Source organism: Parvimonas pharyngis, from assembly GCF_046569675.1.
Classification (GTDB): domain Bacteria; phylum Bacillota; class Clostridia; order Tissierellales; family Peptoniphilaceae; genus Parvimonas.
The window spans coordinates 399,922-411,601 of sequence record NZ_JBKICJ010000001.1 but is presented as its reverse complement, the minus strand read 5'-3'; the positions used below and the strand labels follow the sequence as shown (position 1 = coordinate 411,601).

Here is an 11,680-nt window from a genome sequence, read left to right as displayed (position 1 = left end):
GAGAAGTGTATGAATAGTTTTAATCCGTTAGAAAATGTACAAAAGATTTTAAAAAAATCTTGTGAAATTTTAAATTTAGATGAGAGTGTTTATGATTTATTAAAAGAGCCTGAAAGAACAATAGAAATAAATATTCCAGTTAAAATGGATAATGGAAAATTTAGAATTTTTAAAGGCTTTCGTTCACAACATTGTGATGTAATGGGTCCTTATAAAGGCGGTATTAGATTTCATCCAACTGTCAATGGTGATGAAGTAAAAGCATTATCTGCTTGGATGAGTTTAAAATGTTCAGCTACTCATCTTCCTTTTGGTGGCGGAAAAGGTGGAATTATAGTAGATGTAAATGAGTTATCTGATAATGAGCTTGAAAGACTTTCAAGAGGATATGTTAAAGAACTTTATAAATATATCGGAGATAGATATGATATTCCAGCACCAGATGTAAATACAAATGAAAAGATAATGGCATGGATGTTAGATGAATATATAAAATTGACAGGAAATAATACATTAGCCACTTTTACGGGAAAAGCATTAGGATTTGGTGGATCTTATGGTAGAAAAGAAGCAACAGGAGTTGGTGTTGCAGTAATTACTAGAGAATCATTAAAAAAACTAGGTATTAATATTAGAGAATCAAAAATTGCTATTCAAGGTTTTGGTAATGTAGGTTCAAATACAGCGAAACACTTAGAAAGAATGGGTGGAAATATAGTATCAATTTCTGAATATGATAAAGAAAAAGGTGTTTATACAATTTATAATGAAGATGGTTTTGATATTGCTGATTTAATTGAACATTTTGAAAAAAATAATACTTTATATGATTATAAAGATGTAAAACATATTTCAATTGATCAATTCTATTCATTAGACGTTGATGTTATTATACCATGTGCATTAGAAAATTCTATCGGAGAAGAAGAAGCAAATAAAATTAGAGCAAAATTAATAGTTGAAGGAGCTAATGGTCCTGTTAATTATTATGCAGATTCTATTTTAAAAAATAGAAATATTATTGTTATACCAGATATTTTAGCTAATTCAGGAGGAGTTATTGCATCTTACTTTGAATGGGTACAAAACATTTCAGCTATTGATATGACAGAAGATGATGTTTTAAATAAAGTAGAGTATAAAATGTTATTTGCATATAATGAAATATTAAAAATTCAACAAAAGTATGATGTAACAATGAGACTTGCTTCTTATATTTATTCAGTATTAAGACTATATAAAATATTAAAATTAAGATCTAGAATTTAATTTTTGAATTATTAGGGTTTTACTACTTGACATAATGAAAAAAATATTTTATCATATTAATATAAGTGAAACAAAGACATAAGTGAATAAATAAAAAATTTGTAAATTGGTTTTTTTTTTCTCTATTTAGAGATAAAAAAAGACCAATTTTTTTTAGGAGGATATTATGAGCAAATTTATTTTTATTACAGGAGGAGTAGTTTCTGGAATAGGTAAAGGAATATGTGGAGCAAGTTTAGGTAGACTTTTAAAGGATAGAGGATTTAGTGTTTTTATGCAAAAATTTGATCCTTATATAAATGTAGACCCTGGTACAATGAGTCCTTATCAGCATGGAGAAGTTTTTGTAACTAAAGATGGTGCTGAAACTGACTTAGACTTAGGACATTATGAAAGATTTATTGATGAAGAACTTACTCAAAGAAGTAATGTTACAACAGGAAGAATTTATAGTGAGGTAATCCAAAAAGAACGTAGAGGAGATTATAATGGAGCTACTGTTCAAGTTATTCCTCATATTACTGATAGAATAAAGGGTTATGTATATAAAGCTGCTGAAGAAAGTAAAGCTGATATTATTATCACTGAAATAGGAGGAACTGTAGGTGATATTGAATCATTACCTTTTATTGAAGCTATTAGGCAAATTCATGCTGAAAATAAAAAAGAAGATGTTTTATTTATTCATATTACATTAGTTCCAACAATACCAGGTTCTAATGAATTAAAAACAAAACCAACTCAACATTCTTTTAAAGAACTTATGAGTCAAGGAATAAAGGCAAATATTATTGTTGTTAGAAGTCCAGAACAAATTTCTGATGAAATTAAAAATAAAATTAGTCTTTTCTGTGATGTTCCAAAGAGTGCTATAGTTCAGTCTGAAAATGTTGACTTTATATATGAAGTACCAGTTAAATTACAAGAACAAGGATTAGATGAGTATGTCTTACATAAACTTTCTCTTGAAGGAAAACCAATTGTTAAGAATGCCTGGAAGGAAATGATTGATTCTTATAGAAATGTAAAAGATGAATTAGAAATTGGACTTGTAGGTAAATATGTTCAACTTCATGACGCTTATCTTTCAGTGTCACAAGCTTTAATAGATGCAGGATATAAAAATGCTCATAAGATTAATATTCGCTGGATCAATTCAGAAGAAGTTACTGAAGAAAATACAAAAGAATTATTTAATGGACTTGATGGAATAATTGTTCCAGGTGGATTTGGTGGCAGAGGTATAGAAGGAATGATTGCTACAAGTAAATATGCAAGAGAAAATAATATTCCTTATTTCGGTATTTGTCTTGGTATGCAAATTGCTATTATCGACATTGCAAGAAATATTGCAAATCTAAATGGTGCTGATTCTACTGAAAAAGATGAAAATGCTAAACATCCTGTAATTGATTTGATGGAAAATCAATTTGATGTTGAAAATATTGGTGGTACATTAAGACTTGGAAATTATGACTGTAAACTTCTAGAAAATTCAAAAGCTAGAGAATTATATAATTCTGAAGTAATTCAAGAAAGACATAGACATAGATATGAATTTAATAATAAGTATAGAAAAGAACTTGAAAAGGCAGGAGTTGTATTTTCTGGTATAAATCCTGAACTCGATTTAGTTGAAATTATTGAATTTAATGGAAGTGATTATTTTGTAGCTTGTCAATTCCATCCTGAATTTAAATCTAGACCAAATAAAGTACATCCATTATTTGATGGATTTATAAAGGCATCTATAAAAAATAAAAATAAATAGAACTAAAAATAAGAAACTTAATAGTTTCTTATTTTTTAATAATTATAGACAACTTAATTTTTAAGTGATATAATTTGTATGTAATTTATTATATTTATTTTTAAAATTTGGAGGATAAAAATGGGATTATTTGATGTTGTAAAAAAAGCTCTAACTGGAGCAAGTGATGAAGATAATAGAAAAAACAAGGCTAGAATGCGTGAAATTTTCAACTCTTGTGTTCCAAATGGTGATGAATATAAATTAATATATTGTCACATGGAAAATTATACTAATGCAGTTATCGTAGAGATTACAAAACATAGCAATTTTATTGTTGGATATAAAGAGGGTGAAGTTGTTATAATTAATGTTAATGCTACATTAACTGAATATGGAGAACCGGAATTCTTTAATAAAGAAAATGGTGCAACTATAAAAACAGCTATAGGATACTGTGTTGCTGATAAAGAAAATGTACATTATCAATTTGTACCTATAACATATGAACCGGGAATTGTAAAAGGTGCGAAGTACTCAGTTGCAATTACACAAACCGGAGCAGAAGTATCAGAATTCCGTAAATTCTTTAAAAAAGGATTATAAAATATATTACGATTAAGATTATTTCTTAGTCGTTTTTATTTGCCATTACTTATTGAAATGTAGGGTAAAAATAATTGTAATAAAATATAAAAAATGGTAAAATTAATTATAAATATAGAAATTGAGAAAATTTATTAATTTTGGGAGAGATATATGTTATTAGTAATAGATGTTGGAAATACAAATATTGTATTGGGTGTTTATAAAGGATATTCATTAATATGTGACTTTAGATTAAATACTATAAAAAATAAAACCAGTGATGAGTATGCAATGTCAATAACAGAAATACTACATGCTAACGATATAAAAAAAACAGAAATTGAAGATGTTATTGTGGCTTCAGTAGTTCCAGATGTTATGCATTCAATTGAAAATGCTATAAAGAAATATTTTAATTTGAAGCCAATTATTATTGATGATAATTGTGGATTGGGAATTAAAATTAATCATGATAATCCCAAGACTATTGGGGCAGATAGAATAGTTAACTCAGTTGCAGGAATAAAAAAATATGGTGTACCATTGATAATTATTGATATAGGAACAGCTATTACTTTTGATGTAATTGATGAAAATTCAGTATATCAAGGTGGAGCTATAATTCCTGGAATAGGAATTTCATCAGAAGCATTGTTTTTAAAAACTGCAAAATTACCAAAGGTTGAACTTTATAAACCTGAAAAAATAGTTGCTAAAAACACAATGGATAATATTAGAGTTGGTATGGTTATAGGATATATTGGACTAATAGAAAAATTAATTGATGAAATTGTAAAAGAAATGAAATTTGATACTTCAAAATTGAAGGTTGTTGCTACTGGAGGTTATTCAAGTCTAATTTCAAAGGATATAAATAAAATAGATATTATAGACAAAAAGCTAACCCTAGACGGAATGTTAGAAATCTATAAAATGAAAAAGAGGTTATAATATGCTTAATGGAGATATTTTTTTAGCACCACTTGCAGGTGTAAGTGATGTAGCTTTTAGAATATTAGCAAGTGAAATGGGAGCTAGTATGACTTTTACAGAAATGGTTTCTATAAAAGGATTATATTATGAAAATGATAATACATCTATTATCACATATATAGATAAAAGAGAAGGTCCGGTTGGATTACAAGTTTTCGGTAGTGATGAGAATATCATGGCTGAAGTTATACAAAATAGATTCAATAATAGAGATGATATATATCAACTAGATTTGAATTTAGGATGTCCTGCACCTAAAATCGTAAAAAATCATGAAGGTAGCTATTTAATGAAGGATCCTAAAAAGGTAAAAAGCATTGTTGGGTCAATGGTAAAAAATTCAAAAGTTCCAGTTAGTGTTAAAATAAGATTAGGTTTTGATGATAGTAATAAGAACTTTTTAGAAGTTGCAGATGCAATTGTAGAAGCTGGAGCATATATGATTACATTGCATGCTAGAACAAGAGAGATGTTTTATTCTGGGAAAGCCGATTGGACTGCTATTAAGGCTTTAAAGAATCATGTTCCTATAAAAGTTGTAGGCAATGGTGATGTGTGTAGTGTTGAAGATTATGTTAGAATGAAAGAAGAAACTGGAGTAGATGCAGTTGCAATCGGAAGACATGCTCTTGGGAATCCGTTTATTTTTAAACAAATAAAAGATTTTAATTTAACAAAAAAATATTCTAATCCAACTTTAGAAGAAGTTATAGAAACAATAAAAAGACATTATAAATTAGAATTAGAATTTAAACCTGAAAGAATTGCTATAAGAGAGATGAGAAAAAATATTTTATGGTACTTAAAAGGTTTTAAAGATTCAAACAAGATAAAAAATAATATAAATACTTTAACTAATATTAATGAAATATTTGAAGTATTAAATGAATACAAAAATACTTTTAACTAGATTAATTAAAATAGGAAATATTAAAATTAGTACTTAGTCTTTACTTTTTGTAATTGGGAGGAAATTATGAAAAAAAAATTTAGAGTTCTGTCATTTTTGCTTGTTTTTGTACTATTATTAGCTTCTTGTAAGTCAGCTGTAAATGGTACTTTTGAAGGTAAAGCAAGGGGACATAATGGAGAAGTAGTATTAGATGTAAATTTTGAGAATAGTAAAATTAAAAAAGTTACATTAAAGGAGAGTGTTGAAACTGATGATGTAGGTAAGATTGCTATTGAAAAATTGCTTGAAAAAGTTAATTCTGGTAATTATAATTTAGATGAAATTACTGGAGCTACATACTCCTCTAAGGCTTTCATAAATGCACTTGCAGATGCTATTCAGAAAGCGGGTTTAGATTATAAAAAAATTTTAAATAATAATCTTAAATTAAATGAAAAGTATGAAGTTAAAGAAATAAATGTTGATGTCGTTGTTGTTGGTTCTGGTGGTGCTGGTTTAATTTCAGCGATAAAAGCTAAAGAGGCAGGAGCTAATGTTGTTGTGCTAGAAAAATTACCTTTAATTGGAGGTAATACTTTAATTTCAGGAGCTGAATATGCTGCTCCAATGAATTGGTTGCAAGAAAAAGATAATATAAGTGACAGTGTTGAATTATTTAAAAAAGATGTTGAAAAAGCAGGTGGAGATAAAGAACTTATAGATGTTTTAGCTAAAAATGCTCTTGATGGTGCAAAATGGTTAAAAGATGATATTAAGGTTGAGTGGACGGATGAACTAATGTTTTTTGGAGGACATTCTGTTAAAAGATCTTTAATTCCAAAAGGACAATCAGGTAAAGAATTAATTAATAAACTACATGCAAAAACTGAAGAATTAGGCATAGAAATTTTAACTGAGACAAATGCATATGAGCTTATTGTAAAGGATAATGTGGTTACAGGTGTAAAAGCTAAAACAAAGAATGGGGAATTGATTGTTAATGCCAAATCTGTAATTTTAACTACTGGAGGTTTTGGCGCTAATAAAAAAATGCTTAATGATAATGATAAAGAAATTGATGATAAAATTCTTTCAACAAACTCTCCTGGATCTACAGGAGATGGAATAAAAATGGCCCAAAAAATTGGAGCAGATGTAGTTGATTTAGATAAAATACAATTGTATCCTGTTTGTGATGTTGAGACTGGTAAACTTTTGTATACCGGAGATACTAGACTGGTAGGTGGAGCTATACTTGTTAATAAAGAGGGTAAGAGGTTTGTTGAAGAGTTAGGAACTAGACGAGAAATTTCTTTGGGAATAAAGTCTCAAACAGATAGCATTGCATATCAAATTTGGGATGAAGATTCTATGCAAAAATCAAAAATTTTACCAACTCATGAAATAGAATATAATAATTTAATAGAGGGTAAAAAGCTTTGTAAGGTTAATTCTATAGATGAAATGGCTGAATTTTTTGGAATAGATAAAAATAATTTAAAAGAGACAATTAAAAAGTTTAATGAAGATTCAGAGAATGGAAAAGATACATTATTTAATCTTAGAAGATTAGGATTTAAGATTGAAAAAGCACCTTTTTATTGTTTAAAAGCTGTTCCTGCAGTACATCATACTATGGGTGGGCTTAGAATAAATAAAGATGCTAATGTTTTAGATAAAAACGGAAATATAATTAAAGGACTATATGCAGCTGGTGAAACTACAGGTGGAATACATGGAAATAATAGATTAGGGTCTGTTTCAATTACAGATATAACTGTTTTTGGAATTATTGCTGGTATTAATGCTGCAAAAAACAAATAAAAAGGAGCTTAGCTCCTTTTTTATTAAGAATTAACAATGTTCCTGGGTACTACCTGATTCGAAGCATTAAGGAAGGGAGTGGTTCTTCTTTTTTAATTCATTATAGAAAATTGAAGGATCAACTGGAAGATTATTTCTCTCTTTAATGGTAAATAAGAATAGTCTCTTTTTAGCCCTTGTCATTGCAACATAGAATAATCTTCTTTCTTCTTCTAATAGTTTTTCATCAAAAGAGTTTAACACACTTTTTTGTGGAAATTCACCATCTACTAAATCAATTATAAATACATTATCGTATTCTAGTCCTTTTGAAGAATGAATAGTTGAAATTGATATATTAGATTTAGAATTAGCAGCTTTTTTTAGTATTTCTTTTAAACTTTCTAATTTTTCTATAAATTCATCAAAAGTTTTTATGTTTTTTGATAAGTATTTTATTAAATCAAAAATTAGATTATAGTTAAGATTTGAAAAATCATTAAAATTATCTAGATAATCTCCATAACCAATTTCATAAAGAATGCAGTCAATTTTATCTTCCATTTTCATTCTCTTCAATCTTTTAAAATCATTTCTTAAAGATGTAAACTTATTTATATAAAAATCATTTAATTCATCTAAATCTAGTAGACTCTCGAAAACACATTGATTGTAAGATTTGTATTCTAATTTTGAAATAAAATCTTTTTTTATATATGCATTAAGTTTAAAATAAATCCTTTTAAACACTTCTAAATCAGATGTATCTTCAGAAAATAATATAATATTTTTAATATCATTAAGTATTCGATTTGAATAAAAATCAAATTTATTTTCTTTTATAAAAAAATCTATATTATTATTTTTGAAAACTTCTGCAACGTACAAAGAAGAAATATTATTTCGATATAAAATTCCGATTGTTTCGTTTGGATTAATCTCACAGATTTTTTTTATTATTTCTCTTGATTGTATCATTGAATTTTTAACTTTAAAAAGCATTATTTGTGAACTTTCTTCAGTAGTATATTTTGAGAATTTTTCATATCTTATTTTGTTTCCTTGAATTATCTTATTGCTTACACTTATAATGTTTTTTGTGGATCTAAAATTTTTATCCATAAAAAATATTTTGGAGTCAGGATAGATACTTTTGAAATTTAATAAATTTTCAGGACTTGCACCCCTAAAACTATAAATTGATTGATCATCATCTGCAACGATAAATACATTATTTTCTGGAAATACAATTTTTCTAATAATTTCAAATTGTAAAGTAGAAGTATCTTGTCCTTCATCTATTTGAAAGAACTTATATCTGTTTTTTAAAGCTCTTAAAAGTTTCTTATCTGATGAAATGTATTCATTAGCTAAAATTAATAAATCGTTAAAATCCATAAAATTGTTATTAATCTTTATCTCGTCGTATAAAACATATAACTTTAACATTAAAGTTCTATTTGAAATGAAATGATTTTTTTTAAGATATTCTTCGAAATCAAACATTTTATTTTTTATAAAGTCATATATAGAGAAAAAATCATTTATTTCATCATCAGATAATTTCTTATAATATTTTTGATAATATGCTCTTTTTAAAATAAGCATTCTATTAAATTCATTATTACCTTCAATTAAAGTTTTTTTTATGTTTTTTAGTTTCATATAATTTCTAACAATTTCATAACAGAAAGCGTGAATTGTTTTAAAAGTAATTTTTCCTTTAAATTCAGGATTTTGAATTAAAAATCTTCTTTCCATATCAATGCCTTGTGATTTACTAAAAGTAATTGAAATAATTTCACTAGGATCAATATTATGATTTTTTATTAAATTTAATATTCTATGTAATAAAACAGTTGTTTTACCAGAACCTGGAACCGCCAAAATTAATGCTGGACCTTTGAAATGGTTAATAGCATCAATTTGTTGATTTGTAAATTTCATATAATCACCTAAATATATTCTAACATAAAAATAATTCCTTTTAAAGCGCATTTATGGTAAAATATAAGTCGGAGGTTATTACATGGAAAAACATTTTATTCCTAACACTGAAGGTGTTATATTTGCAAATAAGAAAAAATTTTCTTTTAGTATTGATTCTATTTTGCTTTCACATTTTTCTAAAGTAAAAAAAGATAAAATTTTAATTGATATAGGTGCTGGAACTGGAATTATAGGTTTTAGAATTAATTTTTTAAATAATTTAAAATCTATTTATCTTATAGAAATACAAAATGAAAATTCTGAACTTATAAAAAAAAGTATTGAAGAGAATAAGTTAAGTAATGTTATACTTTTAAATAAAGATTTAAATTTATGTTTTGATGATTTTGCAAATTCCTCAGTTGATTATATTGTGTCAAATCCTCCATACAAAAAAATGAATACAGGAATACTAAATGAAGATGAAAATTTTCTGATTTCAAGATATGAATATTCTCTTAAACTTGAAGACATTTTAGAATTTTCGTATAAAAAGTTGAAGTCAGATGGAAAAGTTTACTTGATTTACAGTATGGAACGTTTGATAGATGTTTTAAGTGAATCAAGAAAATACAAATTAGAACCAAAAAGAATACAATTTATTTCTACTAATGTTGATTCAAAACCTCATTTATTTATGGTTGAATTAGTAAAAAATGGAAATAGTAATTTGTTTGTTGAAGAAAATATATATATCTATGATAAAAACGGAGAATATACAAATAAAATTAAGGAGATATATTATGGAAAGAGTATCTAACATCTATTTTGTTCCAACTCCTATTGGTAATATGAAAGATATTACACTTAGAGCTTTAGAGGTTTTAGAAAATAGCGATATAATTTATTGTGAAGACACTAGAAATAGTCAAAATTTACTAAAATTTCATAATATTAATACTAAATTAATTTCATATCATAAATTTAATGAAAGTGAAAGAGTTGAAGAAATCATTAGTAATATTGAAAATGGAAAAACTGTTTCTGTAATATCAGATGCAGGAATGCCAATAATAAATGATCCAGGATTTGTTATTTTACAAGAAGTTATTAAAAAAGGCATATCTTATGAAATTTTACCTGGTGCATGTGCATTAATTAATGGAATTTGTGGAAGTGGTTTTGATACTACAAATTTTGTTTATATGGGATTTATACCTAAGACAAAAGCTGAAAGAGAAAAATTTTTTAAAAATTTTAAAGATATGAATGTAACAGGTATTTTTTACGAAAGTCCTCACAGACTTTTAAAAACTTTGAAATCATTGTACGCTCAATTTGGAAATATAAATGTTTGTGTTTGTAGAGAACTTACAAAATTATTTGAAGAGTATAAGAGAGGTTGTATTGATGAAATTATCTCTTATTATGAAGAAAAAGGGGTAAAAGGTGAAATTGTTCTTGTAATAGAAAAAATTGTAGATGAAAAAGAAACTTTTGATGTAGCAAATGAAATTTTTAAATTAAAAAAAGAAGGGTACAGTAATAAGGATATAGTAAAAACATTAAAAGATAATTTTAATATTTCTAAAAATGAAGCATATGAATTAGTGTTGAATTTTGAAAATAAGGAGGCAAATTAAATGTCAGAACAATTATTAAAGGAAAAACAATATCATATTGATATGAAAGAAGGAGACGTAGGTAGATATGTAATTTTACCAGGAGATCCTAAAAGATGTAAATTAATTGCAAAATATTTTGATGATGCAGTTTTAGTTGCTGATAATAGAGAATATGTAACATATACTGGTTATTTAGAAGGAGAAAAAGTTTCTGTTACAAGCACAGGTATTGGTGGTGCAAGTGCATCCATTGCTGTAGAAGAACTACATAAAATAGGTGCAGATACTTTTATAAGAGTTGGAACTTGTGGTGGAATAGATATAGAAGTAGAGGCTGGAGATTTAGTTGTTGCTACAGGAGCAATAAGAATGGAAGGTACTACTAAAGAATATGCACCAATTGAGTTTCCCGCAGTTGCTGATTTTAATATAACGAATGAACTTGTAAACGCATGTGTTGAAACAAATCAAAAATATCATGTTGGGGTTGTTCAATGTAAAGACGCTTTTTATGGCCAACATCAACCTGAAAATAAGCCTGTTAGTTATAACTTGATGAATAAATGGGAAGCGTGGAAAAGGCTTCATACAAAGGCAAGTGAAATGGAATCTGCAGCTATATTTGTCGTTTCGAGTTATTTAAATACTAGAGCTGGATCAATATTTTTAGTTGTAAATAATCAAGAAAGAGTAAAACAAAACTTATCAAATAATATTGTAGAAGATACAGATAGAGCTATAAAAACAGCTATTGTTGCTCTTAAAAATATTATAAAAAAAGATAGAGAAAATAGATAAGAATTATAAAATTTTAAGACTAATAAAATTCAT

At 26.5% G+C, this 11,680-nt stretch carries 10 protein-coding genes; 9 read left to right on the top strand and 1 reads right to left on the bottom strand.

Going from position 1 to position 11,680, the window contains the following annotated elements; translation table 11 throughout:
• Window positions 1–9 precede the first annotated feature (9 nt).
• The 6 genes from ACLGL0_RS01915 (at window position 10) to ACLGL0_RS01890 (ending at window position 7,316) form a co-directional block, all read left to right on the top strand.
• Window positions 10–1,269 carry a Glu/Leu/Phe/Val family dehydrogenase gene (locus tag ACLGL0_RS01915; RefSeq protein WP_411013415.1) on the top strand — a complete coding sequence of 420 codons (1,260 nt, stop codon included), beginning with the start codon at window positions 10–12 and terminating at the stop codon, window positions 1,267–1,269.
• A 166-nt stretch (window positions 1,270–1,435) separates the two neighbouring features.
• Entirely contained in the window at window positions 1,436–3,040 is a 1,605-nt protein-coding gene (gene pyrG, locus ACLGL0_RS01910) for a CTP synthase (protein WP_411013414.1), read from the top strand.
• A gap of 120 nt (window positions 3,041–3,160) precedes the next feature.
• The gene (locus ACLGL0_RS01905) at window positions 3,161–3,625 is read left to right on the top strand and encodes a hypothetical protein (RefSeq protein ID WP_411009629.1); all 465 of its coding nucleotides are present in this window, start codon (window positions 3,161–3,163) and stop codon (window positions 3,623–3,625) included.
• A 153-nt stretch (window positions 3,626–3,778) separates the two neighbouring features.
• Window positions 3,779–4,558, top strand: a complete 780-nt coding sequence (locus ACLGL0_RS01900) for a type III pantothenate kinase (RefSeq protein ID WP_411013413.1) — start codon at window positions 3,779–3,781, stop codon at window positions 4,556–4,558.
• Between the two features lies 1 nt (window position 4,559).
• Window positions 4,560–5,510, top strand: coding sequence for a tRNA dihydrouridine synthase DusB (gene dusB, locus ACLGL0_RS01895; protein WP_411013412.1), 951 nt, complete (start codon window positions 4,560–4,562; stop codon window positions 5,508–5,510).
• A gap of 66 nt (window positions 5,511–5,576) precedes the next feature.
• On the top strand, window positions 5,577–7,316 hold the full coding sequence (locus ACLGL0_RS01890; RefSeq protein ID WP_411013411.1) for a flavocytochrome c: 1,740 nt from the start codon (window positions 5,577–5,579) through the stop codon (window positions 7,314–7,316).
• A gap of 66 nt (window positions 7,317–7,382) precedes the next feature.
• Here ACLGL0_RS01890 and ACLGL0_RS01885 read toward each other — a convergent pair whose 3' ends face one another.
• Entirely contained in the window at window positions 7,383–9,242 is a 1,860-nt protein-coding gene (locus tag ACLGL0_RS01885) for an ATP-dependent helicase (protein WP_411013410.1), read from the bottom strand.
• An 82-nt stretch (window positions 9,243–9,324) separates the two neighbouring features.
• On the opposite strand from ACLGL0_RS01885, the gene ACLGL0_RS01880 reads away from it, so the two are divergent.
• The 3 genes from ACLGL0_RS01880 to udp are packed head-to-tail and all read left to right on the top strand — an operon-like array spanning window position 9,325 to window position 11,647.
• On the top strand, window positions 9,325–10,044 hold the full coding sequence (locus ACLGL0_RS01880; RefSeq protein WP_411013409.1) for a tRNA1(Val) (adenine(37)-N6)-methyltransferase: 720 nt from the start codon (window positions 9,325–9,327) through the stop codon (window positions 10,042–10,044).
• Window positions 10,028–10,867: a 16S rRNA (cytidine(1402)-2'-O)-methyltransferase gene (gene rsmI / locus ACLGL0_RS01875; RefSeq protein WP_411013408.1), complete on the top strand. Its 840-nt coding sequence runs from the start codon at window positions 10,028–10,030 to the stop codon at window positions 10,865–10,867. Before ACLGL0_RS01880 ends, rsmI begins: the two co-directional genes overlap by 17 nt.
• Complete coding sequence (gene udp / locus ACLGL0_RS01870) at window positions 10,868–11,647, top strand: uridine phosphorylase (protein ID WP_411013407.1); 780 nt, start codon at window positions 10,868–10,870, stop codon at window positions 11,645–11,647.
• Window positions 11,648–11,680: the final 33 nt, after the last annotated feature.

Coding starts and splice junctions, on each gene's coding strand:
- ACLGL0_RS01915 (WP_411013415.1), top strand. CDS start 10: ATGAATAGTTTTAATCCGTTAGAAAATGTACAAAAGATTTTAAAAAAA.
- pyrG (WP_411013414.1), top strand. CDS start 1,436: ATGAGCAAATTTATTTTTATTACAGGAGGAGTAGTTTCTGGAATAGGT.
- ACLGL0_RS01905 (WP_411009629.1), top strand. CDS start 3,161: ATGGGATTATTTGATGTTGTAAAAAAAGCTCTAACTGGAGCAAGTGAT.
- ACLGL0_RS01900 (WP_411013413.1), top strand. CDS start 3,779: ATGTTATTAGTAATAGATGTTGGAAATACAAATATTGTATTGGGTGTT.
- dusB (WP_411013412.1), top strand. CDS start 4,560: ATGCTTAATGGAGATATTTTTTTAGCACCACTTGCAGGTGTAAGTGAT.
- ACLGL0_RS01890 (WP_411013411.1), top strand. CDS start 5,577: ATGAAAAAAAAATTTAGAGTTCTGTCATTTTTGCTTGTTTTTGTACTA.
- ACLGL0_RS01885 (WP_411013410.1), bottom strand. CDS start 9,242: ATGAAATTTACAAATCAACAAATTGATGCTATTAACCATTTCAAAGGT.
- ACLGL0_RS01880 (WP_411013409.1), top strand. CDS start 9,325: ATGGAAAAACATTTTATTCCTAACACTGAAGGTGTTATATTTGCAAAT.
- rsmI (WP_411013408.1), top strand. CDS start 10,028: ATGGAAAGAGTATCTAACATCTATTTTGTTCCAACTCCTATTGGTAAT.
- udp (WP_411013407.1), top strand. CDS start 10,868: ATGTCAGAACAATTATTAAAGGAAAAACAATATCATATTGATATGAAA.